The following is a 24,580-nucleotide window of genomic DNA, read 5'->3' as shown; positions in this document are numbered from 1 at the left end:
TGTACAGACTATGACGACAGCCGCCGCCAGCCATGGCGCACGCCATGTCGCCATCATCATGGACGGCAATGGCCGCTGGGCCAAGAAGCGCCTGCTGCCCCGCGTCGCCGGCCACAAGGCCGGGGTCGAGGCGGTGCGCACGATCGTGCGCGCGGCGGGCGACCTCGGCATCGAGGCGATGACGCTCTACGCCTTTTCGTCGGAGAACTGGAAGAGGCCCGAGGAAGAGGTCAGCGACCTGATGGGGCTGATGAAGCGCTTCATCCTCTCGGACCTCGATGAATTCGCCGCGAATGACGTGAAGCTGAAAGTGATCGGCAACTGGCGCGCGCTCGCGCCCGACGTCGTCGCGTTGATCGACAATGCGCTCGAACGCACGTCTGGCAACAAGCGCACGACGCTTGCAGTCGCGCTGAACTATGGCGCGCAGGATGAGCTGGTGCGCGCCGCGACCGCCGCCGCTGCGACGGGCGCGATCACGGCCGAGGCAATCGAAGCCAATCTCGATACCGCCGACATGCCGCCGCTCGATCTGCTCATCCGCACGTCGGGCGAGGTGCGGCTGTCGAACTTCCTGCTGTGGCAGTCGGCCTATGCCGAGCTCTATTTCACCGACAAGCTGTGGCCCGATTTCAAGCCGGCCGATCTCAAAGCAGCGCTCGACCATTTTGCGCGGCGCGACCGCCGTTACGGGGGACTCTAGTTCATGGCAGCGGGCAAATCGGATCTTTGGGTGCGGATCGGGTCGGCAATCGTGCTATTTGCGATTGCGGGCACGGCGCTCTGGTTCGGCGGTATCGCTTTCGGCCTGCTGCTTCTCGTCGGCGGCGCATTGGTTCTGGTCGAGTGGTTCCAGCTCGTGAAGGCGATGACGCTCGGCGGCGGCGCGAAGACCTCGCTCAATATCCTCGGCCCGGTGCTCGTCCTCGGCGCGATGGCGGGACTGTGGTTCATTCGCGAGGCGCTCGGCATGACGGCGGCGCTCTGGGTCTTCGGCATGGTGTGGGCGACCGATATCGGAGCCTATTTCGCCGGCCGCGCCTTTGGCGGCGCGCGCCTCGCGCCCAAGATCAGCCCGTCGAAGACCTGGTCGGGGCTGATCGGTGGCATGGTCGCGGCGCTGATTGCCAGCGCGACGATCGGCGACCGCGCGGGCATCATCGGCGTGCCGCTGTGGATCGGCCTGTTCATGGGGCTGCTCGCGCAGCTCGGCGACCTCGCGCAAAGCTGGATGAAGCGCCGCGCGGGCGTCAAGGATTCGGGCAAGCTCATTCCCGGCCACGGCGGGCTGTTCGATCGCGTCGACGGCGTGCTGCCGGTGGCATTGCTGCTCGGCGCGCTGGCGTTTGTGGGCCAGATCGCCGTGCGGGCGGCGGGCTGACATGACGCGCCGTCTCTCGCTGTTCGGTGCGACGGGATCGGTCGGGCAATCGACCCTCGATCTCGTGCGCCGCGATGGCGAGGCCTGGGCTGTGGGCGTGCTGACCGCGAACAGCGATGTCGCAGAGCTGGCGAAGCTCGCAAAGGAATTCCGACCCGATATTGCGGTGATCGCCGATGACGCGCGCTATGGCGCGTTGAAAGACGCGCTCGCGGGCACCGGCATCGAAACCGCGGCCGGCGCCGATGCGCTTGTCGCCGTCGCGCGGCAGCCGACCGATCTGGTGATGGCCGCGATCGTCGGCACCGCGGGCCTCGCGCCGACGATGGCCGCGCTCGAAGCGGGCCACGATGTCGCGCTCGCCAACAAGGAGGCGCTGGTTTCGGCGGGCGAACTGATGACCGCCGCCGCGCGCGCGTCGCGCGCGACGATCCTGCCCGTCGACAGCGAGCATAATGCAATCTTCCAGTGTCTTGCGGGCGGGCGGATCGATCAGGTGCGCCGCATCATCCTGACCGCGAGTGGCGGCCCCTTCCGCACGATGAGCGCCGCCGACATGGCGCGCGTCACGCCGGCGCAGGCGGTGGCGCATCCGAACTGGTCGATGGGCGCGAAAATCAGCGTCGATTCGGCGACGATGATGAACAAGGGCCTCGAACTGATCGAGGCGCATCACCTGTTCCCGGTCGGGCTCGACCGCATCGAAATCCTCGTCCACCCGCAATCGGTGATCCACAGCCTCGTCGAATATATCGACTGCTCGACGCTCGCCCAGCTCGGCTCGCCCGACATGCGGATCCCGATCAGCAGCGCGCTCGCCTGGCCGCAGCGGATGGCGACGCCGTGCGCGCCGCTCGATCTCGCAAGCATATCGCGGCTCGATTTCGAGGCGCCCGACGAAGTGCGCTTTCCCGCGACCGCGCTCTGCCGCGCCGCGATAGCCGAGGGCGGCGCGCGCCCGGCGCAGCTCAACGCCGCGAACGAGGTCGCAGTCGCCGCCTTCCTCGCCGGCCGCATTTCCTTCCCCGCGATCGTCGATACGGTGCGCCGGGTGATCGACGCCGATGCGCCGGCCGTGCCGACATCGCTTCACGGCATATTCAGCGTCGATGCGGCATCCCGCGCGGCTGCCCAAATTTTTGTGGACCAAATTGAACATGCTTGAGACCCCCGGTTTCGCCTTTACGATCCTCGCTTTCCTGCTTGTCCTCGGGCCGCTCGTGTTCGTGCACGAATATGGCCATTATATCGTGGGCCGCTGGTGCGGGGTGAAGGCCGACACCTTTTCGATCGGCTTCGGCCGCAAGATTCTTGGCTGGACCGACAAGCGCGGCACCGAATGGAAGATCGGCTGGCTGCCGCTTGGCGGCTATGTCCAGTTCGCGGGCGACCGCGACGCCGTCAGCCAGCCCGATGCGAACTGGCAGCAGCTCCCCGCCGAGGAGAAATCGCACACGTTCCCGGCGCAGCCGGTGTGGAAGCGCTCGCTGATCGTTGCTGCGGGTCCGGTGACCAATTTTATCTTCGCCATCCTGATCCTCGCGGGTTTCGCGTGGATGGGCGGCAAGCCGGTGACGCCGCCGGTTGCGGGCGGGATCGAGGTCGGGTCGGCCGCGGCTTCGGCGGGTCTGCGCATCGGCGACCGGATCGTCGCGATCGACGGCCGCCCGATCGAGACCTTCGGCGATATCCCGATGGCGGTCGCGCATCGCCCGGGCGAGGCGATGCAGGTACGGATCCTGCGCAGCGGCAGCGAGCGCACGGTCGAGCTGACCCCGCGGCTGGTCAAGGACAAGGATCCCTTCGGTCAGGAATATGAGCGCGCGATCATCGGTGTCGCGCCGCCTGCGCAGGAGCTGCAGCCGGTATCGCTGCTCGAAGCGCCCGCGGTCGGGCTGCACCAGACATGGCAAATCGTTCGCCAGACCGGCGAGGTGCTCGGCCAGTTCCTCACCGGACGCCGCTCGATCAAGGACATGAACGGGCCGGTAAAGATCGCCGAGATTTCGGGGCAGGCGGCGACGCTGGGGATTGCGTCGCTGATATTCTTCATCGCCCTGATTTCCATCAATCTGGGGTTCATCAATCTCTTGCCATTGCCCATGCTCGATGGTGGTCATTTGCTATTCTTTGCCTATGAAGCGGTCCGTCGGCGCCCCGCGCCGCCGCAGGTGCAGGAATGGGCGTTTCGTTTCGGCTTTGCGGCAGTCGTTACATTGATGCTGGTCGTAACTTTCAACGATTTGGGCTCATTGGGCCTGTGGGACGGGATCGCGCGCTTGATTGGCTAGCGAGTCTGGGGCAGGGAGTGCGCGCGAACCTGCGGTCAGGCGGGTTTGTCGCTTTTAGTTATTTTTTCGGGATGAACAGCGTGGCTTCACACAAATTCTCGGCGCGGACGCAGCTGTCGGTAATTCTTTTGGCCGGCACGATGCTTGCGACGCCGGTGGCGGCGCAGCAGGTTGCACCGCCGACGGTCCCGGCGCCGGCTCCCGAAGCGGCTCCGGCCGCGACGACCGTCCAGTCGATCACCGTCGTCGGCAACCAGCGGCTCGAGGCGCAGACGATCATGTCGTACCTGCGCCTGCGCGTCGGTCAGCAATATGACCGCTCGGTGCTCGATCAGGCGCTGAAGGACCTCGCCGCGACCGAATTGTTCAAGGATTTCCAGATCACCGATAACGCCGGTGCGCTGACGATCCAGGTCACCGAAAACCCGGTGATCAACCGCGTCATCCTGGAAGGCAACAAGCGCCTGAAGGAAGACAAGATCCGTCCAGAGATCAAGCTCGCGCCGCGCCAGATCTTCACCCGCTCGAAAGTCCGCGCCGACGTCGCGCGCATCATTGAACTCTACAAGCGCCAGGGCCGCTTTGCCGCGACGGTCGAGCCCAAGATGGTGTCGCTCGACCAGAATCGCGTCGACGTCGTGTTCGAAATCAACGAAGGGCCGAAGTCGAAGGTCCGCCAGATCAACATCATCGGCAACGAGAGGTTCAGCGATGGCGATCTCAAGGACGAGATGGCGACGAAGCAGTCGAGCCTGATGACGATCCTGTCGTCGAACACGAGCTATGACCCCGACCGCCTCGCTTATGACCAGCAAAAGCTGCGCCTCTTTTACCTCACCAACGGTTACGCCGATTTCCGCGTGATTTCGGCGGTGGCCGAGCTGACGAGCAACAAGCAGGACTTCATCATCACCTATGTGGTCGAGGAAGGCGAGCGCTACAAGTTCGGCGACGTCGACGTGAAGAGCGAAATCCGCGACTTCCAGCCCGAAATGCTGAAGAAGCTGCTGCCGATGAAGACCGGCGACTGGTACGACGCCAAGCAGGTCGAGGACACGGTCGAAAGCCTCAGCGAAACCGCCGGCCTGTTCGGTTACGCCTTTGCCGACATCAACCCCGAATTCCGCCGCGACCCTGAAACCCGGACGATGGCGATCACCTTCAACGTCGCCGAAAGCCCGCGTACCTATGTCGAGCGCATCGACGTCAACGGCAACACGCTGACGCACGATAAAGTGGTCCGCCGCGAATTCCGCCTGAACGAAGGCGACGCCTTCAACAGCTTCGGCGTCAAGCGCACCGAGAACCGCATCAACAGCCTCGGTTATTTCCAGGAAAATCTGGAAATCGAGCGCAAGGAAGGCAGCGCGCCCGACCGCATCATCCTCGAAACCAATGTCGAGGAAAAGCCGACCGGCGAACTGTCGCTGTCGGCCGGTTTCTCGTCGATCGAGAATTTCCTGCTCCAGGCGTCGATCCGCCAGCGCAACTTCCGCGGCCTCGGCCAGCAGCTCCAGGCGTCGGTCAACTATTCGAGCTATTCGAAGTCGATCGAACTCGGTTTCACCGAACCCTATCTGTTCGACCGCAATATCTCGATTGGCGGCAGCGTCTATCGCCGCGATTTGAACTCGTTCAACTTCATCAACAACGACCGTCGCACGACCTTCCAGCAGGTCACGACTGGCGCCCAGATCAACGCCGGTGTGCCGCTGACCGAATTCATGTCCTTCTTCGCACGCTACAGCATCAATTTCGACGATGTGACGCTCGACAAGGACATCTATTATTTCGGCGACGAATGCGACCCGCTGGTCGCGGGCCGTTACCTTTGCGATGCGCTCGGTAACCGCACGACGTCGCTGCTCGGCTACACGCTCGCCTATGACGATCGCGACAACCGCCTGCGCCCGACGCGCGGCCAGTCACTGTCGCTCAGCCAGGATTTTGCGGGCCTTGGCGGCAGCGTCAAATATGTCCGCACGCGCTTGTCGGGCAGCAAGCATTTCAATCTCGGCAGCCGCTTCATCCTCAACCTGTCGGCCGAGGGCGGTTATATCTATCCCTTCGGCGGCCGTCCGACCCCGACCAGCGACAAGGTCCGCCTGACCGACCGCTTCTTCCTCGGCGAACCGCAGATGCGCGGCTTCGACATTCGCGGCGTCGGTCCGCGCGTCATTCGTTATGGTGTCGACAACAGCGACCCCGCCAATCCGATCGTCGTGACCGACGGCAACAGCGATCGCGGGCAGATCGACGACGCCCTCGGTGGCCGCGCTTATTATCAGGGCCGGCTCGAGCTCGATATTCCGCTTGGCACCGGTGCGAAGGAAATGGGACTTCGCCCGTCGATCTTCGTCGACGTCGGTTCGGTGTTCAGCGTCCGCCGTCCGCAGTTGACGACGCTCGCGAATTTCAGGGAAACCGATCCGAATGCGCCCGGTTTTGGCCTGACCAAGTCGCTTTGCCGCAATGCGACCACGGGCGTCACCCAGTTCGCAACCGAAACCTTTACCACCCCGACGGGGGGCGTCCCGACGGGGACCGGTCAATATACGACCTGCCCGACCGATTTCTCGCGCCTCGATCCGTTCGAGGAACGCTTCTTCGGCGACACCTGGATGCCGCGCGTGTCGATCGGCGCCGGGGTGAACTGGAACTCTCCTTTCGGTCCCTTCCGGATCGACTTCGCTTACGCCCTTCGTAAAGAAGAGGGCGATGATACCAAACGCTTCTCATTCAATGTAGGAACCCAATTCTAATGAAGAAACTTCTCGTCGCTTCGGCGCTGGCGATGGCCACGCTGTCGGTTTCGCCCATCCTGTCGGCTCCGGCCATTGCGCAGGCCAAGGGTGTCGGCGTCGCCGACGTCCGCGTCGCCGCCGCCCGCTCGAACGCGTTCCAGACCGCCTCGACCCAGATCGAGACGACCTACAAGGCGCAGATCGACCAGCAGCAGTCGCGCGGCCAGACGCTGCAGGCCGAAGTCAACGTCCTCGTTGCCAAATATAACGAAGAAATCAAAAAGACGCCGCGCAACGAAACCGCGGTCCAGGCGGCCGGCAAGGCCGTTCAGGACAAGCAGCGCGCCGCGCAGACCGAACTCGGCCAGATCGGCGCGCCGGTCGACCTCGCGATTGCCTATGTCGAAGACCAAATCAGCGTTCGCATGAACGAAGCGATCAAGGCCGCGATGACCGCGAAAAAGGTCGACCTGCTCGTGAACCCCGAGGCGGTGATCGCGCGCGAAAACAATGTCGACATCACCGACGCGGTGGTGACCGAACTCAACCGCATCCTGCCCAACGTGTCGATCGCGGTTCCCGCCGGTTATCAGCCGGGCCAGCTCGTCCAGCAGCGCAACCAGCAGCTGATGGACCAGGCCCGCGCCGCACAGGGTGGCGCGCGTCCGGCGACCCCGGCTCCGGCACCGACCGGCACCGCTCCGACGACCCGCTAAAGATCGATGACGGACGGGGAAAACGGGGCAGGCGCATTGGGGCCGGTGGATATCCGCCGGATCCTGACGCTGTTGCCGCATCGTTATCCGATGCTGCTCGTCGACCGGGTGGAATCGATGGTGAAGGACACCTCGATCCACGCGGTCAAGGCGGTGACGATGAACGAGCCCTTTTTCCAAGGGCATTTCCCCGGCCGGCCGATCATGCCCGGCGTCCTCATCGTCGAGGCGCTGGCGCAGGCGGGCGGCATATTGGCGATCGAATCGCTCGGCCTCGGCGGCTCGGGCAAGCTCGTCTATTTCATGGGCATCGACGGGGTGAAGTTCCGTAAGCCCGTCGAACCCGGCGTATTGCTCGACCTCCACGTCACCATCCTTCAGGCGAAGCGGAATATCTGCAAGTTCGAAGGCAAGGCGATGCTCGGCGGCCAACTCGCGACCGAATGCCAGTTCACCGCGATGATCGCCGATCCGCCGAGCGACTAAGCGTTAGTTAGACGGCACCTGCCCGCTCCCCCACCCAGCCTCCCATAGAATACTATGTCGGGAGGCTGGGTGGGGGAGCGGGCAGGTGCCGCTTCCGGCGTTAGCCGGAAAACAAAGCGTGCTTGCAAAATCCGGCTTTCGCCGTTAGGGGACGCCGCTTCGCGGCCCCGGACGGGGAAGCATCGACTCACGCGGCTGGTCGGAAACCAGCGGCACAGGAGCCCAAGACATGAAGAACGACATTCACCCCGACTATCACATGATCACGGTCAAGATGACCGATGGCACCGAATATCAGACGCGCTCGACCTGGGGCAAAGAGGGCGACACGATGACGCTCGAAATCGACCCCACCGCGCACCCGGCATGGACCGGCGGTACCGGACGCATGCTCGACGCTGCGGGTCAGGTCGCGAAGTTCAACAAGCGTTTCGGTGGTCTCACCCTCAAGCGCTAATGGCATCCACCGCGCAAGCGGGGATCAGCCCAAAACCTTTGCAAGCGCGCTTTGCCACCCGGCAAGGCGCGTTTTGCGTTTCTCGGGCTCGAGCGCGGGCGTGAAGCGCGTCGCGGTGCCGCGCATTGCCTTCGTCGCGCTGGCGAGGTCGGGATAGAGCCCCGCGCCGGTCGCGGCGAGCATCGCGGCGCCGAGCGCGGTGCTTTCGACGAAATCCGGCCGCTCGACGGTCAGGTCCAGCACATCGGCCAGATCCTGCGCCATCCAGTCGTTGGCCGCCATGCCGCCGTCGATGCGCAGTTCGGCCCAGTCGACCCCGTCGGCGGCGAAGGCCGATTTGAGGTCGTGGGCCTGGTAGGCTTGCGCCTCCAGCGCCGCGCGCGCGACGTGCGCCTTGGTTGTCGCAAAGCTGAGCCCCGATAGCGCGGCGAGGGCATCGGGGCGCCAATGCGGCGCGCCAAGCCCGGTGAGGGCAGGGACCAGATAGACCCCGCCATTGTCCGCGACCGACCGCGCCAGTCCCTCGCTCTCGCCCGCGCTGGCGAGCAGGCCGAGCCCGTCGCGGAGCCATTTGATCAGGCTGCCCGCGACGAACACCGACCCTTCGAGCGCGTAGGAGCGAACGTCGCCCTCCTGCACCAGCACCGTCGCGAGCAGGCGATGGTTCGATACCGGCCGCACCGTGCCGCTTGCCGACAGGATGAAGGCGCCGGTGCCGAAGGTCGCCTTGGTCTGCCCCGGCAACAGGCACGCCTGCCCGATCGTGGCCGCTTGCTGGTCGCCCGCCATGCCGCAGATGGGGATCGCGCCGCCGAACAGCGCGGGGCTGGTCGTGCCGACGCGCGTCGTACAGCCGGTGATTTCGGGAAGCAGGCCCATCGGCACGCCGAGCAGGTCGCAGAGTTCGGCGTCCCAGCCGCCAGCGCCGTTGATGTCCATCAACTGCGTACGCGACGCGTTGCTCGCGTCGCTGACATGCACACCGCCGGTCAGGCGATAGACCAGATAGGATTCGACCGTCCCGACCGCGAGCCGGTCGCCGGCTTCCTTGAGCTGCGGCCAGTGCTTCAACGCCCAGCCGATCTTGCTCCCCGAAAAATAGGGATCGAGCAGCAATCCGCTCTTTGCTTGCGCCATGGGCTCGTGGCCCGCCTCTTTCAGCGCGGCGCAATCGGCGGCCGAGCGCCGGTCCTGCCACACGATCGCGCGCGCCAGCGGCTCGCCCGTCGTCCGGTCCCAGAACACCACCGTCTCGCGCTGGTTGGTGATCCCGATCGCGGCGACATGGTCGGCGCCGCCGGCCTGGTCGATCATCTCGCGCGTGCAGGCGAGGGTCGCCTCCCAGATTTCGGCGGCGTCATGCTCGACCAGCCCGGGCCCGGGATAATGTTGCCGGATTTCGCGCTGCGCGCTGCCGAGCGGGGTACCGTCGGCGCCGAAAAGCATCGTGCGCGTCGACGTCGTGCCCTCGTCGATGACGATGATCTCGGCCATGTCGCTCTCCCTCTTTTGCTTTTGATGCAGAAAGAAGGGCGCGTCGACAAGGCGCGCGACACATACATTCGTAATCACCTTGCAAAATTGCGGGCATTATGCCATATATTGTGCAGCGCAGCATGGCGGGACCACCCGCCGCAACCACCGGCAGCGTGATTTCCCGCCCATTTTCAGGCGCGGGCGAGCCGGACCAGCGCTTTGTCCCCAGAGGCACCCTTTCACGCGGGTCGTTTCGAACCCGCGGCCGTGCGCCGTCCGTTCGATACGAACGGATGCGCCTGCGCGTCGCCCTATGTGAGTATCTTATGACGACTTTCAACGACTTTGGCCTGCACGCCGACATCAATCGCGCGCTTGCCGCCAAGGATTATACGCAGCCGACCCCGATCCAGACGCAGGCGATCCCGCCGCTGATGAAGGGCCGCGATCTGTGCGGTATCGCGCAGACCGGCACCGGTAAGACCGCCGGCTTCTCGCTGCCCTCGATCCATCACCTCTTGACCTATCCGCATCGCGCCAATCCGCGCAGCTGCCGCATGCTGGTACTCGCGCCGACGCGCGAGCTCGCCGCGCAGATCGCGCAGAGCTGCCGCGACTATGGCCGCTTTACCAAGCTCAGCGTGACGACCGTCTTCGGCGGCGTGCCGATCAACAAGCAGATCCGCGACCTTTCGGGCGGCGTCGATATTCTCGTCGCGACCCCGGGCCGCCTGCTCGACCTGATCGACCAGCGCGCGCTGCGCATGGACGATGTCGAAATCTTCGTCCTCGACGAAGCCGACCAGATGATGGACATGGGTTTCATCCACTCGCTGCGCCGCATCGCCAAGCTGCTGCCGTCGCGCCGCCAGAACCTCTTCTTCTCGGCGACGATGCCGAAGGAAATTGCGCATCTGGCCGAACAGTTCCTCGAGGATCCCGTGACTGTGTCGGTCGCGCCGCAATCGACCACGGCGGAAAAGATCCGCCAGTTCTCGACCTTCGTCGAACAGAAGGAAAAGCAGGCGCTGCTCCACGCCGTGGTGCAGAAGGAAGATATCGACCGCGCGCTGATCTTCACCCGCACCAAGCATGGTGCCGACCGCGTTGTGCGCCATCTTGCGGGTGCGAACATCAAGGCGATGGCGATCCACGGCAACAAGAGCCAGTCGCAGCGCACCCACGCGCTGCAGGCTTTCCGTTCGGGCGAGATCAAGCTGCTTGTCGCGACCGACATTGCCGCGCGCGGTATCGACGTGTCGGGCGTGTCGCACGTCATCAACTTCGAGATCCCGAACGTGCCTGAACAATATGTCCACCGCATCGGCCGCACCGCGCGCGCGGGGGCCGAGGGCAAGGCGATCAGTTTCATCGCCCCCGATGAGCGCACCTATATGCGCGATATCGAGCGTGTGACGCGGACGAAGTCCGAACCGATGCCGCTGCCCGAGAATTTCAACGAACTGGTGCGCAACCTGCCGAAGCCGGCGCAGCCGCCGCGCGATACCGGCAGTAAAGGCCGCAACCCGCAGCGCCAGCGCGAAGACGCGCTCCGCGGCCGTGACGGGAACAAGCCGCGCGGCGATCGGGGGCCGCGCCGCGACGGCGCACCCGGCGGTGAAGGTGCCGAGGGTCAGCGCAAGCGCCGCTTCCGCCCGCGGAACAAGAGCGTCGGCGCGCACAAGGGCGCAGTGAAGCGCGTCGGTTGACGTAGCTTCCCGCGCCGCTACGTTCCCCCTCATCTTCGGATGAGGGGACGCGAAAGCTCGGTGCAAGCCGGTTTTGCTAACCCCATCTCGTTCCGGCGAGGTGGGGTTTTTTATGTCCCCCTTCGGAAGGACGGAAAAACACAAGAGAGGGGTGACGGATGGCCGAAGGCGAAGCAGCAGTTGCGGTCGATACCCGGCAGAGCGAACGCAAGGTCATCCTTGCCTCGTCGCTCGGCACGGTGTTCGAATGGTATGATTTCTACCTCTACGGCCTGCTCGCGACGATCATTTCGGCGCAGTTCTTTTCGGGGGTCAACGAGACCACCGGCTTCATCTTCGCGCTCGCCGCCTTCGCTGCGGGCTTTGCGGTCAGGCCGTTCGGTGCGGTCGTCTTCGGGCGCATCGGCGATCTCGTCGGGCGCAAGAACACCTTTCTCGTCACCATGGGTCTGATGGGGGTATCGACCTTCCTCGTCGGCGTTTTGCCCAGCTATGCGTCGATCGGCGTCGCGGCACCGATCCTGTTGGTGGTGTTGCGCCTCGTTCAGGGCCTCGCGCTCGGCGGCGAATATGGCGGCGCGGCCACTTACGTCGCCGAACACGCCCCCGATGGCAAACGCGGCCTCTTCACCAGCTTCATCCAGACCACCGCGACGCTGGGCCTGTTCGCGGCGCTCGGCGTCGTCATCGTCATCCGTTCGGCGATGGGCGAGGCAGCGTTCGCCGACTGGGGCTGGCGCATTCCCTTCCTGATCTCGGTGATCCTGCTCGGCGTGTCGCTCTGGATCCGACTCCAGCTCGAGGAAAGCCCTGTCTTCAAGCAGATGAAGGAGGAGGGCACGACCTCGAAGGCGCCGCTCACCGAAGCCTTCGGTCGCTGGGAAAACCTGAAATGGGTGATCGTCGCGCTGTTCGGCGCGGTCGCCGGGCAGGCGGTGGTCTGGTATTCGGGGCAATTCTATGCGCTCTTCTTCCTTGAAAAGACGCTGAAGGTCGACGGCGCGACCGCCAACATTCTCATCGCCATCGCGCTCGCGCTCGGCACGCCCTTCTTCATCTTCTTCGGCTGGCTCAGCGACAAGGTCGGGCGCAAGCCGATCATCCTCGCGGGCTGCGCGCTCGCGGCGCTCACCTATTTCCCGGCGTTCCAGATGCTGACCAGCGCGGCAAACCCGGCGATGGCGAAGGCGCAGCAGGCGGCGGCGGTCACGGTCAATGCCGACCCCGGCGCCTGCGCCTTCCAGTTCGATCCGGTGGGCAAGGAGAAGTTCGAAAGCACTGGCTGCGACATCGCGAAGTCGGCGCTCGCCAAGGCGGGCGTCAGCTATACCAGCATCACCCGCCCGCGCCGCACCGGCGAACCCGCCGATGTGTGGGTCGGCAAGCGCGTGCTGGTCGCCCCCGAACCCTGGCGGCTCGCCGAGGAAGATCGCGCCGCGGCGGCCGAAGCGTTCCGCAAGGAACTGGCTGCTGCGACCGCCGACGCGGGCTATCCCGCCAAGGCCGATCTCGACGCCATGAACAAGCCGCTCGTCGTCGCGATCCTCTTCTATCTCGTGCTGCTCGTGACGATGGTTTACGGTCCGATTGCCGCGCTGCTCGTCGAGCTGTTCCCCAGCCGCATCCGCTACACCGCAATGTCGCTGCCCTATCATATCGGCAACGGCTGGTTCGGCGGCTTCCTGCCGACGACGGCGTTCGCGATGGTCGCGGCGACGGGCAATATCTATTATGGCCTCTGGTATCCGGTGATCGTCGCGGTGATCACGTTGGTCGTCGGGCTGATATTCTTGCCCGAAACCTTCCGCCGGTCGCTCCACCCTTAGGATAGATTGACCCACCAGACCTGTGCGCTAGGTTCGCGCCAAGCCTTGAGGGGGGCATGATGATTGCCGACGACATAGATTTCGACCCGCCGCCACCGCCGCGGCGACCGCTTTACCGGCGCAAGCGGGTGCTGATCCCGCTCGGCATCATCCTATTGATCATTGGCGCCTTCCTGTTGCTGCGCACCCCCGACACCGACCGCGACGAAATGATCGCCAAATATAGCGGGCCCGCGGGCGCGTTCGTCGCCGGCCCGGCGGGACAGCGCATCCATTACCGCGATCAGGGCAAGCGCGGCGACCGGGCGATCATCCTGATCCACGGCGCGAACAGCAGCCTCCAGACGTGGGAGCCGCTGGTGGAGCGGCTTGGCGAGACCTGGCGCGTCGTCACGCTCGACCTGCCCGGACATGGCCTGACCGGCGCGATCCCCGATACCGATTATTCGGCCGCGGGCATGATCGCCGCGGTCGACGTCGTCGCGGCCAAGCTCGAACTCGATCATTTTGTCATCGGCGGCAATTCGATGGGCGGTTGGGTCAGCTGGCGCTACGCGCTCGCCGAGCCCGACCGTGTCGATGCGCTGTTGCTCCTTGACGCAAGCGGCATGCCGCTCCGCAAGGGCGAGAAAAGGCCCGAATCGAATGTCGGTTTCCGCGTCCTCGAATATCCGTTCGGCCGCTGGCTCGCGACGCGCGTGACGCCGCGCATGCTCGTCGAACAATCGCTGCGCGGGTCGGTCGAGAAACAGGAGATCGTCGATGACGCGATGATCGATCGCTATTGGGAATTGCTGCGTTTTCCCGGGAATCGCGCGGCGACGGTGATGCGCACGCGGATGGACCGCGAACCCGCGATGGCGGCGCGCGTGGGCGAGATCACGGCGCCGACGCTGATCCTGTTCGGCGACAAGGACCGCGTAATTAACCCCAGCGCGGCAAAGACCTTCAACGAACGCATAAAGGGGTCGGAGGTCGTGATGCTGCCGGGGATCGGCCACCTGCCGATGGAGGAAGCTCCCGATGCGACCGCGAAGGCGATCGCCGATTTCCTTACGCGGCGGCTTGCTGGCCAGTCGCCGGCTGATCCAGAAACGCGCTGATCCGCGCCGAAATGGCCGCGGCATGGGTGAAGGGGAAAAGGTGCGAGCCGGGCACCATTTCCAGCACCGCGCCGTCGATCTGGTCGGCAAGCATCTCGCCATAGCAGGCGGGCATCACGCCATCCTGCTCGCCCATCAGTACCAGCGTCGGGAGGTTCTTCAGCCCCGACAGGAAGCCGACGCTGCTCCATCCCGCCATCGCCGCGCTCTGGTAGGCGATGCCGAGCGGGGTCGCGGTCTGGATCTTGAGCCCGCTCGCCAGCATATCGTCGTCGAACATCGCGGCCCAACCGATCCCCGGCGCACCCATGACCGGCGTCGTCGCCATCAGGACCAGCCGGCGCACGCGGCCCGGAAACTGGATCGCGATCTGCTGTGCCAACGCGCCGCCCCAGCTGAACCCGGCGACATCGATCGCCTTGTGGCCGAGGCGGTCGGCGATCTCCATCACCACCGCCGCGATCGTCGGCGCGCCATAGGGCAGCAGCGCGTCGGGCGAGCCGCCGACGCCGGGCATGTCGAGCGTCCATACTTCGCGGCCATGAATCTGGGCGAGCAGCGGCGCGGCGGCGGCGAGATCGGCCCCGATGCCGTTCAGGAACAGCAGGGGCGTGCCGGGGGCGCCCTCACGCCAGCGCGCGACGCGCAGGCTGAGGCCATAGACATGCTCGCTGCTGATGGCCGGGCGGCCGCTGATCCTGCTCATGGCGTACGCCTTCGCATATCCGGGTGACAGGTGAAAGGCTGACGGGACCTATTCGGCCTGTTTTAGTGCCGCAGCCGCCGCTTGCTCATGACGCAGGCAATCGAAAATCTTGGCACCGGCGAGGAACACCGAACCGGTACAGGCGAGCAACAACAGCTTGCCGCCGGTCCCCGGATATTCGTGCAGGTAAGCGGAGCCGCGCGCCATCGCGCCGACGGCCAGCGCATAGATGATGAGGCACGCCTCGAAGCGGGTCTTGATGACGAACAGGCGTCCGATCTTCTTCAGCATCACCATAGCCTAAGCAAGCGCCGTGCCACTGGCGCAAATGCACGAGTCGGCGTTTCGGGCCTATGGTAAACTGTAAGTTAATCCGACAGATACGGGCAAGATGCGGCGGCAACCACTCGGCGAAGCGGCGCTTCAGTTCGTCTCGCGAACGCGCCCCGGAGTGCCCAGCGGACATTCCAGTGCGGTGCGGTCCCAACCTGCGGCGTCGGCCGCCGCGCCATAGGTCTGTTCGAGGAAGTCGAGCAGCATCGCATCGGGCGATGCCGCCGTCCGCACCGCGTCATAGGGCAGGATATATTCGCCCATGCCCGTATCGAAGCGTCCCGGCGGCGACACCGGATAGCCCCGAAACCCCGCCGGTTCGGGATAGGCGTAGGAATAGAAGGCCGGCTCGGGAAACGCATCGCCGCCCGGCCAGAATCCCGCGCTGCTGACCTCGTGCGAATAGGCTTCGCGCGTCACCGGGTCGGGCAGGCCCGGCACTCCGCCGGGATGCGGCGGCGCCGCGCGCCCCGAAAAGCGCGTGACGGCGAGGTCGAAGCTGCCCCAGAAGAAATGCACCGGGCTCGCCTTCCCCAGGAAGCCGCTGCGGAACAGTTTGAAGACGCGGTCGACCTGCACCAGCGCGCGCCAGAAACGATGCGCGGCGTCGGCATCATAGCTGTTGTGGCTTTCGTCGCGCGCGAAGGGGATCGGATCGGGCACCTCGTTCGGGACGCCGTGGATGCGCACCGCGATGCCGAGGTCGGCGAGCAGTCCGAGCAGCCGGTCATGGAAATCGGCGACGCTGCGCGGTTCCAGAACCAGTTCGCGTTCCTGCCCTTGGCTGGTGCGGCAGATCAGGCGGTGGACGATGAAATCGAATTCGATCTCGAGCAGTTCATGCCCGATCGGGATCGGCGATGTCGTGAGCCCGCGTGTGCTGACATAGAGCGGCACCTGCCAGCCGTGGTTGAGCCAGGGCGTCAGCGACAGCCGGATCTTGCCGACGATCTGCGTCCATAATTGCAGCGTGATCGCGGTGTCGCGCCAGTCGGCCCAGTTAAGGTCGGGCCAGATCGCGGACGGGTCGCTCGATGACATGGCGGCTCCTTATCGTGCACCCCCGCCTAATGCTTACTCGATTCCGCCGTCAAAAATAGCGCGGAATCGGCCCGATCTGCGGCGTCTGGTCGGGGAGGGCGACCTGGACGTCGTCGACATAGCACCATCCCCAACCCTCTGGCGGGTCATAGCCCTCGATGATCGGGTGGCCGGTCTCGTGGAAATGCGCGCGTGCATGGCGATGCGGCGAATCGTCGCAGCATCCGACATGGCCGCACGAACGGCAGAGGCGCAGATGCACCCAGATGCCGCCGACCCGCAGGCATTCCTCGCATCCTTTCGCGCTCGGGACGACCTCTTGAATCGTAGTTTCGTGCGGGCAGGATGCCATGACATTTCCTTCGTTGGCGGATCTCGCTGTCCCTGTTGACGGTCAAAAAATCACCGGGCTCTCTCGACAGCCTTTCTGGACGCCTTTCAGTGCATCGAAAACGCTGCCGATCGGTTGTTTTGACCGAAGGGTCAGTACATTGGCCAGATCCGGCGAGCTCTGGATCCGGATTGCATTCGCCGCGCCAAGCAGATCGAGCGAACTACCGTCGCCGAGTTGCACCACTGTCGCCTTGAAACCGGACCTGTCGATCGCCGTCTTGAAGGCGACGAGGCAGCCCATTGTCTGGACTTCCAGGATTGGCGTGTCGCGGCCCGTTTCGGCGCCGATCGTGAGGTCGCCCGAACGCGCTCGCTCATCGACGATATCGGGGCTTTCGGAATAGGGCTTTGTGGATGGCGGCGTTTCACCGGCTGCGGCGATGGAGACCGCCGTGGCAAGGATTGCGTCGAAGAGCCAGTTCACACCGCGTCCTTTCGGTTTCGGGAATGATGTGATGTTATCCGTGCCGGGCGGCATCGCGCAATATTTTTGCCGGCCCGACTAATTCGCCCGCGCAAACCAGATGACGTGCCGTGGACCTTTACCGTTGCTCCGCGCGCGTACGCCGACTTCTTCGACCTGAAAGCCGGCCGCCGTCAACCGGCGGGTGAAGCGCGCGTCGGGGGCCGCCGACCATATCGCCAATATGCCGCCGGGGCGCAGCGCCGCTTTGGCCGTGGCGAGCCCCGCCGCCGAATAGAGGCCTTCGTTGGCCTCGCGCGTCAGGCCGTCGGGGCCGTTGTCGACGTCGAGCAGGATCGCATCGTAACGGCGCGTCGCCGCGCTGATGGCTTTCGATACGTCGCCGAGGATCAGCTCGACGCGCGGATCGTCGAGACAGCCCGCCGCGAGCTCCGCCATCGGCCCGCGCGCCCATTCGATGATGCCGGGCACCAGTTCGGCTATGGCAATTTTCGCGTCGGGGCCGAGCGTCGCCAGAGCGGCGCGCAGCGTGAACCCCATACCATAACCGCCGATCAGCAGGCTGGCACCTTTGGGGCTGCGCAGCCGGTCGCAGGTCATCGTCGCCAGCGCTTCTTCGGAGCCGCTCATGCGGCTGCTCATCAATTCGTTGCGATCGATCGCGATGATGAAATCGTCGCCGCGCCGGTACAGGCGCAGTTCGTCGCCGCCCGGCACCTCGGCGGTGCCGATCAGTTCACGTATCTTCAAACCAGTTCGCCGAGGTCGAGCGTTTCGAGCAGCGTCGCACGGGCGTTGCGCACATCGCCCACCAACGCGGCAGAGGCGAGGTCGCCGGGGGCGATCGCCTCGGGCCAGTGAGATGCGACGATGCCCGCGATGCGGTCGAGCTTTGCCTCGTCGGCGATGAAGCGCGGATCGACCGTCGCGGGGTCGGCGACGACACGCAGGCGCAGACACGCGGGGCCGCCGCCATTCGCCATCGACTGGCGGACGTTGACGGGCAGCAGGCGGCGGATGGGGCCATTGCCCGCGATCATTCCCTCCAGCCAGTTCCAAACCGCGGGCGTGTCCTTTGCCTCGGTCGGCAGCACCAGCCCCATGCCACCGCCGTCGGGCAGGCTGACGAGCTGCGCATTGAAAAGATAGGATTTGATCGCGTCGGGCAGGCTCACCGCGCTGGCGGGCACCTCGACGATCTCGACGGCGGGAAAGGCGGCGCGGATTTCGGCGTGCGCGCCGTCGCGATCCTCGAACGCGGTTTCGTGGGTGAACAGCACACGCTCGTTCGCGACCGCGACGACATCGTTATGGAATGCGCCGCCCTGAATCGCGGTATCCGACTGGCGGATGAACAATGTGCGCTTGGGATCGAGCCGATGATGGCGCGCGATCGCCTTCGACGCGTCGAGATGCTGGCGCGCCGGAAAGCGCCCGCCGCCGACGCCATAGACGAAGATTTCGACGCCTTGCCCGTCATGTCCGCTACACAGCCGCATATGGTTCGCCGCGCCCTCGTCGCCGAACGGCGCGGGGACCGGCGCATGCACCACGAATGCGGGATCGGCGAAGGCGAGGCGAAGCTGCGCCAGCGTTCCCGGCCATTCATGGCTGCGGTGCGGCATGGTGACGAGGTTCGCGACGGTCAGATGGCATTTGCCGTCGGCGCTGTCGGGGGCGGGGGAGACTGTCGCGGCGTTCGCGGCCCACATCGACGATGCCGACCACGCCTGCGCGCGCAAATGCCCCTCGGCATCTGCGGGCGTCGTGCCGAGCGTCGCGAGCCACGGCGCGTCGGGCCGGTCGAGCGGCATGAAGAAACCCTGCGGCAGGCCGAGCGCCAGATTGTGGCGCATCTTCTCGATGCCCTGCAGCGCCGCGGCGCGCGGCTGCGACACGTCGCCGGCGTGCGACGCCGATGCGATATTGCCGCGGCTGAGCCCCGCATAATTATGGCTCGGGCCGATGATCCCGTCGAAGTTGATTTCGGTGAGCATGGTTGGCTCTCGCTCCAGTCTGTTCGATCTCAAAGCCGTTTGCCCTGAGCTTGTCGAAGGGCCGTTCTTATCTGTGACGCTGCAGGGAAGGACGGTGCTTCGACAAGCTCAGCACGAACGGGGCTTTATATTTCTAACGTCCGATCCAGCTGATCGCGCCGCCCTTGCCGACGCCGAGCAATTTCGCGGCTTCGCTATCGAGCGTGGCGCCGTCGCCGACCTTGCCGAAACAGCAGCGGAAATCGGCGAGCTGCCCCGTTGCGACCAGCGCGTCCGCACCCGTTTCGGCGATCCCCGAAATCTCGACATGCTTCGCGTCGCGAACGCTGGCGACCTGATCGGTGCGCGCGGTCATCGTCGGGCCGCCGTCGAAGATGTCGACATAATTTTCGAACGCGAAGCCCTCATTTTCCAGCATGCGCATCGCGGCGCGCCCCGTCGGGTGCGGCACGCCGATGACGCTGCGCGCATGCTCGCCCAGCATCGCGATATAGACCGGGTGCTTGGGCATCAGGTCGGCGATGAACTGGTTGCCATGGACCGCGTTGAACTGGTCGGCCTCCTGGAAATTCATGCCGAAGAATTTGCCCGCGACCCCGTCCCAGAAAGGCGACCCGCCCGCCTCGTCGATCACCCCGCGCAGTTCGGCGAGGATGCGGTCGCCGAAACGCGCGCGGTGGCGCGCGATGAACAGGTAGCGCGAGCGCGCGAGCAGCAGCCCCAGCCCGCCGGCACGCGCCGCGGGATGCAGGAACAGTCCGCCGACCTCGCTCGCGCCATTGAGATCGTTGCTCAGCATCAGCACCTGCGCGTGGAAGGTGCGGTCGAGCTGCTCGCTATGCTTGCTGTCGGTGCCGATGCGATAGCTATAGAAGGGCCAGCGCTGGCCGACCTGCCCGAAGATCTGGCAGGTGCCACGCACTTCGCCGCTGTCGGTGTCCTCGAGCACGAGCAGGTAGAGCTCGTCCGACGGATATTCCTTGTCGCTCGCGAACGAGGCCGCTGTGCGCTCGAGCTTGGAGGACAGCGCCTTCTTGTCGGGGGGCAGGTTGGTGAAACCGCCACCGGTCAGCTTCGCCATCTCGTAAATGCTCTGCAGGTCGCCCGGCTTGGCCGCCCGGATCACATAATTCACACCGTCCCCCGTTCTGCTATTCTTATCATGGTGAGTGCCGATAATTGCGCGCGCTCGGCAAGGCTATCGACGATCAGAAATTCGTCCGACGAATGGATCGCCCCACCGCGCGGGCCCATCGTATCGACCACCGGCACCCCGCACGCCGCGATATTGTTGCCGTCGCATACGCCGCCGGTCGCATTCCAGCTGATCGGCGGCAGGCCAAGCGCGGCGCCGCAGTCGCGCACGAGTTCGAACAATCGCGTCGCCGCGGCATCGAGCGGCTTGGGCGGGCGGTTGAAGCCGCCATGGACGTGGCAATGCACATCATGCTCGCGCGAGACCGCTGCGATCGCGTCACGCATCGCGGCTTCGGCCGCCGCCATCGCATCGGGGGTCGACGGGCGCATGTTGACGCGCAGGATCGCGCTGTCGGGAACGATATTATTGGGGCCGCCGCCGTCGATCTTCGCCGGATTGACCTTGAGTGTATCGGATTTGAGCGCACCGAGGCGCAGCGCCAGATCGGCCGCGGCGAGCAAGGCGTTGCGGCCATCCTGCGGATTGCGCCCGGCATGCGCGGCGCGGCCGTGGACGACGATCGAGAAATTGCCGCTTCCCGGCCGTGCTCCCGCCAGCGTGCCGTCGGGCAGCGCGGGTTCATAGGTCAGCGCCGCGGTCTTGCCCTTCGCGAGCTCGGCGATCAGCCGCGCCGACGCCTGGCTCCCCGTTTCCTCGTCGCTGTTGATCATCACATCATAGCCGACGCGCGATGCAAGTGGCGAGGCTTCGAGCGCGGTGAGCGCCGCGAGGATCACCGAAATGCCCGCCTTCATGTCGGCGGTGCCGGGGCCGTTGAGCACGCCCTCCTCCAGCCATTTCAGCGTCTGGAACGGATGGTCGGCGGCAAACACCGTATCCATATGCCCGGTGAGCAGCAGCTGCACCGGCGCCTCGGGCCGCACACGCACGTGCAGATGATCGCCGCGCTGAATTATGTTGACCGTGCCCGCGCTGTCGACGCTCTCGACCGGGTCGGCGGCGACGAGCCGGACCTCGCCGGGCAGCGCCGCAAAGCTGTCGGCGAGCAGGCCCGCGACGGTCTTCAGGCCCGGAAGATTGCCCGTGCCGCTGTTCACCGCCGCCCATTTTTCGACCTGTGCCAGCATCGGCGCATCGGCGGCGCGTTCGAGCGCGCCATGTTCGGTTGTCGAGACGGACGTCATGCCCCGGCTATAGACGCGCGCAATGTCGTTTGGCGACCCCCGACGTTGCGTGTCAGGACGGCTTGGCTGGCTTCAGCAACGGCGTGTAGCCGCGAAGCTGCAGCGTCTTGCGCGGCGAAAGTTCGCCGGCGAGCTGGTCCAGATTTTGCTCCGCGCTCGCGTTTTTCCCCTGTGCAAACAGGGCTCGTGCGAGTTCGACGCGCGCCCGCTGCCGTACGTCGAGATTGCCGAAGGGGTCGAAGAAGGAATCGATCCGCGCGCGGTCCTTCACGCCATCCCAGCTAAACGGCTTGCCCGCCTCTTTGTCGTTCGCGATCGCCGCATAACGCCGCGCGGCTTCTGCGGGTGCGATCTTGCCGGTCAGCATGGCGAGGCGCGTCTCGAACAGCTTGGCTTCGGGTGACGGTGCCGCGCCTGCGAAATCGGCGAGCACGCGCCCGACCCAATCCCAGTTCACGACGCCCGTCGCCGCCTGCATCCCCAGCAGGTTGAACGCGAGGATCGCACCCCGGTGCTGCGTGGTCGTCGCGGCGCGCACGGCGTCTTCGCCCGGCCGGCCGAGGCTCGCGGGCGAGACGATTTCGATGGCCGGATCGTTTTTCAGGATCGCTTCGATGTCGGGCTTGTGGAAATAGCCGACGACGACGAGCATCGTCTCGCCCCTGTACCCTTGCGCGGCCGCGCGGATGCGCTGTGCCTGCATGAAGGTGCGATACAGATAGAGGCGGCGCGGCAGGTCGCGATCGGCGCGCGGAGCGGGCTCGGCTGCCCATTTTTGCAGCGGCGCGAGCGTCGCCGGGTCTTCGGCAGCAAAAAAGTCCCAATCGAGAATCTTCCGATCGGGAAAGGCCAGGAAGCCCTGGAATCCTTGCGCCTTGCGTATCTCCAGCGGCGTGTCGAGGTCGACCCCGAAGCCGAGCAGCTGATCGTCCATCGGCGGGGTCCAATCGATCGGGCAAAGCGCGGTGCCGCGCTTTGCGGCCCAAGGCAGGATGATACCCTGAACCTCATAGGTGAATTCGTAAAAATCCTGCCGTGACGCCTGTTCGGGCGGGCGCTCGATGCAGACCGCGGCGGGCTTTGCCAGATCGAGCCAGGCCGCGAGCATTCCTGGCTGGTCCTTTTCGGCCACCAGTTGCGCGGTGTGATCGACGCCGAGGATCGCGACCCGCGTCTTGCCTTCATCGGCGTGCGTACCGTGCGGAAACGCAGCGGCGAGGAGCAGGGTAAGGCATGCAAAGGCGCGTCGCAGCACGGTCGATTTCCTTGTCCGGAGAAGAGGACGACCGCATAGCATGGACGAGGCGCGTGACAATGTTCGTGGGACCGCCGGGGATTTCGTCTCCACTGTGCGGCAAGTCACTGTCGCGCGCGTCGCGCTCGGCTATGAGGCGGTCGAATTGCGCCGAATCGCAACGCATTAACCGAAAGTTCGGAACAGCCTCGTTACGCTGGCCGAACCGATAAGCGAGTGAGCCGATGACTGCCGCCTTTGTGCTTGGCATCAACATGTCCGTGGCCGGCATTTTTGCCGTGGCGTTCGCCGTGGTGGCGGCGACGAACCGCGGCGCGCGCGGTGCGCGGTGGCTTGCGGCCGGCTATGGCATGGGCATCGTCTATGTCGCGCTCGAATTCCTGCTGACGCGGCAGGTCGATCCGACCCCGGTCGGCATCGGCATCTTCCTCGTCTTCCTGCTCGCGCTCAGCTTTGCGCTGATCGGCGCCGCCTATCATTATCATGTGCAGCCGCCCTGGCGTGCCATGGCGGCGATATGGGTCGTCACGATCCTTGCTGTGCCGGCGATCTTCAGCCTGACCTATGGTTCGACGCTGCGCCTGACACTCTACCAACTGCCCTATTTCGCGATGCAGAGCCTGCTGGGGTTTGTGATCTGGCGCTCGGGCAGGCGGCAGGCGCTCGACCTGTTGCTGATCGCGCTGCAAGTGGTTGCGGCGGCCATCTATGTCGCCAAGCCCTTCATCGCGACGCTGGTCGGTACGGCGAGCGCGCCGCAAGGCTATATGGGGACGACCTACGCCGCGATCTCGCAAAGCGGGAGCGTCGTCACATTGATGGCGATCGCGCTCGTGTTGCTGCTGGTGATGATGCGCGACACCACCGCGGAAATGGTGGCACGCTCGGAAACCGATCCGCTTTCGAGCGTGCTCAACCGGCGCGGTTTCGAACATCATGCCGAATTGGCATTCATGCGCGGGGGAGCCGCCGTGCTGATCGCCGCCGACCTCGACGATTTCAAGAAGATCAACGACAGTTTCGGCCATGCGGCGGGCGACGGCGTGATCGCGCATTTCGCGGCGATGCTCGTCGATGCAGCGCCGGCGGGTGCGATTGTCGGTCGGATCGGGGGCGAGGAATTCGCCGTCCTGCTCCCCGATGCGTTATTGTCCGACGGCCGTCTCTATGCCGAAACCGTGCGGACCGCGTTCGCTGCCGTCCAATTGCCCGTGCTCGGCATCGACCGATGCTTCACCGCGTCGTTCGGCGTCGCGCAACGTACTTCCGATAATTCGCTGTTCGAATTGTCGCGCCGTGCCGACGCTGCATTATATCGTGCGAAGGCGGGTGGGCGCGACCAGGTTCGTGTCGCGCTCGGCGAAATGCCGCCGGCGCCTGCGCTGGGCGTGGCCTGATTTCAGACCGCGAGCAGCGGGGTGTCTTCCTCGCGCGGCGGTGCAGGTTCGAAGCCGGGCAGCGGATCGAATTCCTCATCGATCAATTCGATCGACGCGAGCCCGTCGAGCTTGAAATGGCCGAGGCGCGGGTCCTCGTCGGACCGCCAGCTCTTGTTGAGGTTCAGCGCGCTGATGAACAGGTCGCCGCGCCGTTCGAACAGCAAATGCGGCGCCAGCGTCAGGGTCTGGCCATTATATTGGGCCGTCACCTTCCGCTTGCGGGCAATCGCCTCCATCAATTTCAGTCGCGTGTCGTCCATCGTTCAAAGCCGTTCGGGGAGGAAAGATTCTGTTGTGCGTTGCAGCATAATGCACATGCAGACCGGGTGAGCAAGCGCAGAATGGCTGAAAACCTATGCGGGAAAAGCGGCCCATTGCCAATCGAAACCAATCGCGGCATAGGGCGGCGGCCCTTTCCTCCCCGGGTCCACTGGCGCAGCCGCGCCGACCAGAGGGTGAA

25 protein-coding genes are annotated in these 24,580 nt (G+C 65.2%); 13 read left to right on the top strand and 12 right to left on the bottom strand.

All coding sequences use genetic code 11. From position 1 onward, the window contains the following. The first annotated feature begins 10 nt into the window (after positions 1 to 10). The 8 genes from uppS to rpmE all read left to right on the top strand — a co-directional run bounded on the left by uppS (position 11) and on the right by rpmE (position 8,075). Complete coding sequence (gene uppS / locus GGC65_RS07575; protein ID WP_192646595.1) at positions 11 to 703, top strand: polyprenyl diphosphate synthase; 693 nt, start codon at positions 11 to 13, stop codon at positions 701 to 703. Between the two features lie 3 nt (positions 704 to 706). Next, complete coding sequence (locus GGC65_RS07570; protein ID WP_192646594.1) at positions 707 to 1,381, top strand: phosphatidate cytidylyltransferase; 675 nt, start codon at positions 707 to 709, stop codon at positions 1,379 to 1,381. 1 nt (position 1,382) lies between these two features. After that, positions 1,383 to 2,546: a 1-deoxy-D-xylulose-5-phosphate reductoisomerase gene (locus GGC65_RS07565; RefSeq protein WP_192646593.1), complete on the top strand. Its 1,164-nt coding sequence runs from the start codon at positions 1,383 to 1,385 to the stop codon at positions 2,544 to 2,546. Further along, positions 2,539 to 3,672 (top strand): RIP metalloprotease RseP, encoded by a 1,134-nt coding sequence (rseP, locus tag GGC65_RS07560; protein WP_192646592.1) that lies wholly within the window; start codon positions 2,539 to 2,541, stop codon positions 3,670 to 3,672. The genes GGC65_RS07565 and rseP overlap by 8 nt, the downstream gene beginning before the upstream one ends. Positions 3,673 to 3,743: 71 nt before the next feature. Continuing rightward, entirely contained in the window at positions 3,744 to 6,434 is a 2,691-nt protein-coding gene (bamA, locus tag GGC65_RS07555; protein WP_192646591.1) for an outer membrane protein assembly factor BamA, read from the top strand. Beyond that, the gene (locus tag GGC65_RS07550) at positions 6,434 to 7,132 is read left to right on the top strand and encodes an OmpH family outer membrane protein (protein WP_192646590.1); all 699 of its coding nucleotides are present in this window, start codon (positions 6,434 to 6,436) and stop codon (positions 7,130 to 7,132) included. The genes bamA and GGC65_RS07550 overlap by 1 nt, the downstream gene beginning before the upstream one ends. A 6-nt stretch (positions 7,133 to 7,138) precedes the next feature. Then, on the top strand, positions 7,139 to 7,618 hold the full coding sequence (gene fabZ, locus GGC65_RS07545; RefSeq protein WP_192646589.1) for a 3-hydroxyacyl-ACP dehydratase FabZ: 480 nt from the start codon (positions 7,139 to 7,141) through the stop codon (positions 7,616 to 7,618). Between the two features lie 229 nt (positions 7,619 to 7,847). Continuing rightward, the gene (gene rpmE / locus GGC65_RS07540) at positions 7,848 to 8,075 is read left to right on the top strand and encodes a 50S ribosomal protein L31 (RefSeq protein WP_037517493.1); all 228 of its coding nucleotides are present in this window, start codon (positions 7,848 to 7,850) and stop codon (positions 8,073 to 8,075) included. A 24-nt stretch (positions 8,076 to 8,099) separates the two neighbouring features. On the opposite strand, the gene GGC65_RS07535 is transcribed toward rpmE, so the two are convergent. Further along, on the bottom strand, positions 8,100 to 9,569 hold the full coding sequence (locus tag GGC65_RS07535; protein WP_192646588.1) for a glycerol kinase: 1,470 nt from the start codon (positions 9,567 to 9,569) through the stop codon (positions 8,100 to 8,102). A 308-nt stretch (positions 9,570 to 9,877) separates the two neighbouring features. Between GGC65_RS07535 and GGC65_RS07530 the strand changes: the two genes are divergently transcribed. The 3 genes from GGC65_RS07530 (at position 9,878) to GGC65_RS07520 (ending at position 14,189) form a co-directional block, all read left to right on the top strand. Further along, entirely contained in the window at positions 9,878 to 11,260 is a 1,383-nt protein-coding gene (locus GGC65_RS07530; protein WP_192646587.1) for a DEAD/DEAH box helicase, read from the top strand. A 158-nt stretch (positions 11,261 to 11,418) separates the two neighbouring features. Next, the gene (locus GGC65_RS07525; protein WP_192646586.1) at positions 11,419 to 13,086 is read left to right on the top strand and encodes an MFS transporter; all 1,668 of its coding nucleotides are present in this window, start codon (positions 11,419 to 11,421) and stop codon (positions 13,084 to 13,086) included. 59 nt (positions 13,087 to 13,145) lie between these two features. After that, positions 13,146 to 14,189, top strand: coding sequence for an alpha/beta fold hydrolase (locus GGC65_RS07520; RefSeq protein ID WP_225940718.1), 1,044 nt, complete (start codon positions 13,146 to 13,148; stop codon positions 14,187 to 14,189). Here the strand turns inward: GGC65_RS07520 and GGC65_RS07515 are convergent. From GGC65_RS07515 to GGC65_RS07470, 10 genes are all read right to left on the bottom strand, one after another. Then, positions 14,140 to 14,895: an alpha/beta fold hydrolase gene (locus GGC65_RS07515; RefSeq protein WP_192646584.1), complete on the bottom strand. Its 756-nt coding sequence runs from the start codon at positions 14,893 to 14,895 to the stop codon at positions 14,140 to 14,142. The genes GGC65_RS07520 and GGC65_RS07515 overlap by 50 nt on opposite strands. A 48-nt stretch (positions 14,896 to 14,943) precedes the next feature. Continuing rightward, positions 14,944 to 15,186 carry a hypothetical protein gene (locus tag GGC65_RS07510; RefSeq protein WP_192646583.1) on the bottom strand — a complete coding sequence of 81 codons (243 nt, stop codon included), beginning with the start codon at positions 15,184 to 15,186 and terminating at the stop codon, positions 14,944 to 14,946. A 132-nt stretch (positions 15,187 to 15,318) separates the two neighbouring features. After that, a complete protein-coding gene (locus GGC65_RS07505; protein ID WP_192646582.1) occupies positions 15,319 to 16,269 on the bottom strand; it encodes a DUF5996 family protein in 951 nt (316 codons plus the stop codon). A 49-nt stretch (positions 16,270 to 16,318) separates the two neighbouring features. Further along, the gene (locus GGC65_RS07500; RefSeq protein WP_192646581.1) at positions 16,319 to 16,621 is read right to left on the bottom strand and encodes a UBP-type zinc finger domain-containing protein; all 303 of its coding nucleotides are present in this window, start codon (positions 16,619 to 16,621) and stop codon (positions 16,319 to 16,321) included. A 42-nt stretch (positions 16,622 to 16,663) separates the two neighbouring features. Next, positions 16,664 to 17,086 carry a hypothetical protein gene (locus GGC65_RS07495; protein ID WP_192646580.1) on the bottom strand — a complete coding sequence of 141 codons (423 nt, stop codon included), beginning with the start codon at positions 17,084 to 17,086 and terminating at the stop codon, positions 16,664 to 16,666. A gap of 78 nt (positions 17,087 to 17,164) precedes the next feature. Beyond that, positions 17,165 to 17,836 (bottom strand): spermidine synthase, encoded by a 672-nt coding sequence (locus GGC65_RS07490; RefSeq protein ID WP_192646579.1) that lies wholly within the window; start codon positions 17,834 to 17,836, stop codon positions 17,165 to 17,167. Next, on the bottom strand, positions 17,833 to 19,083 hold the full coding sequence (locus GGC65_RS07485; protein ID WP_192646578.1) for an N-succinylarginine dihydrolase: 1,251 nt from the start codon (positions 19,081 to 19,083) through the stop codon (positions 17,833 to 17,835). The genes GGC65_RS07490 and GGC65_RS07485 overlap by 4 nt, the downstream gene beginning before the upstream one ends. A 133-nt stretch (positions 19,084 to 19,216) precedes the next feature. After that, positions 19,217 to 20,218 (bottom strand): arginine N-succinyltransferase, encoded by a 1,002-nt coding sequence (locus GGC65_RS07480; protein WP_192646577.1) that lies wholly within the window; start codon positions 20,216 to 20,218, stop codon positions 19,217 to 19,219. Further along, the gene (locus GGC65_RS07475) at positions 20,215 to 21,426 is read right to left on the bottom strand and encodes a hydrolase (RefSeq protein ID WP_192646576.1); all 1,212 of its coding nucleotides are present in this window, start codon (positions 21,424 to 21,426) and stop codon (positions 20,215 to 20,217) included. The genes GGC65_RS07480 and GGC65_RS07475 overlap by 4 nt, the downstream gene beginning before the upstream one ends. A gap of 52 nt (positions 21,427 to 21,478) precedes the next feature. After that, positions 21,479 to 22,681 carry a hypothetical protein gene (locus GGC65_RS07470; RefSeq protein WP_192646575.1) on the bottom strand — a complete coding sequence of 401 codons (1,203 nt, stop codon included), beginning with the start codon at positions 22,679 to 22,681 and terminating at the stop codon, positions 21,479 to 21,481. 40 nt (positions 22,682 to 22,721) lie between these two features. On the opposite strand from GGC65_RS07470, the gene GGC65_RS23550 reads away from it, so the two are divergent. Both GGC65_RS23550 and GGC65_RS07465 read left to right on the top strand, forming a co-directional pair. Further along, positions 22,722 to 22,850, top strand: a complete 129-nt coding sequence (locus GGC65_RS23550; RefSeq protein ID WP_264081022.1) for a hypothetical protein — start codon at positions 22,722 to 22,724, stop codon at positions 22,848 to 22,850. Between the two features lie 55 nt (positions 22,851 to 22,905). After that, positions 22,906 to 24,078, top strand: a complete 1,173-nt coding sequence (locus GGC65_RS07465; protein ID WP_192646574.1) for a GGDEF domain-containing protein — start codon at positions 22,906 to 22,908, stop codon at positions 24,076 to 24,078. Positions 24,079 to 24,080: 2 nt separating this feature from the next. Here GGC65_RS07465 and GGC65_RS07460 read toward each other — a convergent pair whose 3' ends face one another. Next, the gene (locus tag GGC65_RS07460; protein WP_192646573.1) at positions 24,081 to 24,380 is read right to left on the bottom strand and encodes a WYL domain-containing protein; all 300 of its coding nucleotides are present in this window, start codon (positions 24,378 to 24,380) and stop codon (positions 24,081 to 24,083) included. Positions 24,381 to 24,580: the final 200 nt, after the last annotated feature.

Source organism: Sphingopyxis sp. OAS728 (genome assembly GCF_014873485.1).
GTDB lineage: Bacteria > Pseudomonadota > Alphaproteobacteria > Sphingomonadales > Sphingomonadaceae > Sphingopyxis.
This window is presented reverse-complemented; position numbering and strand designations above follow the sequence as displayed.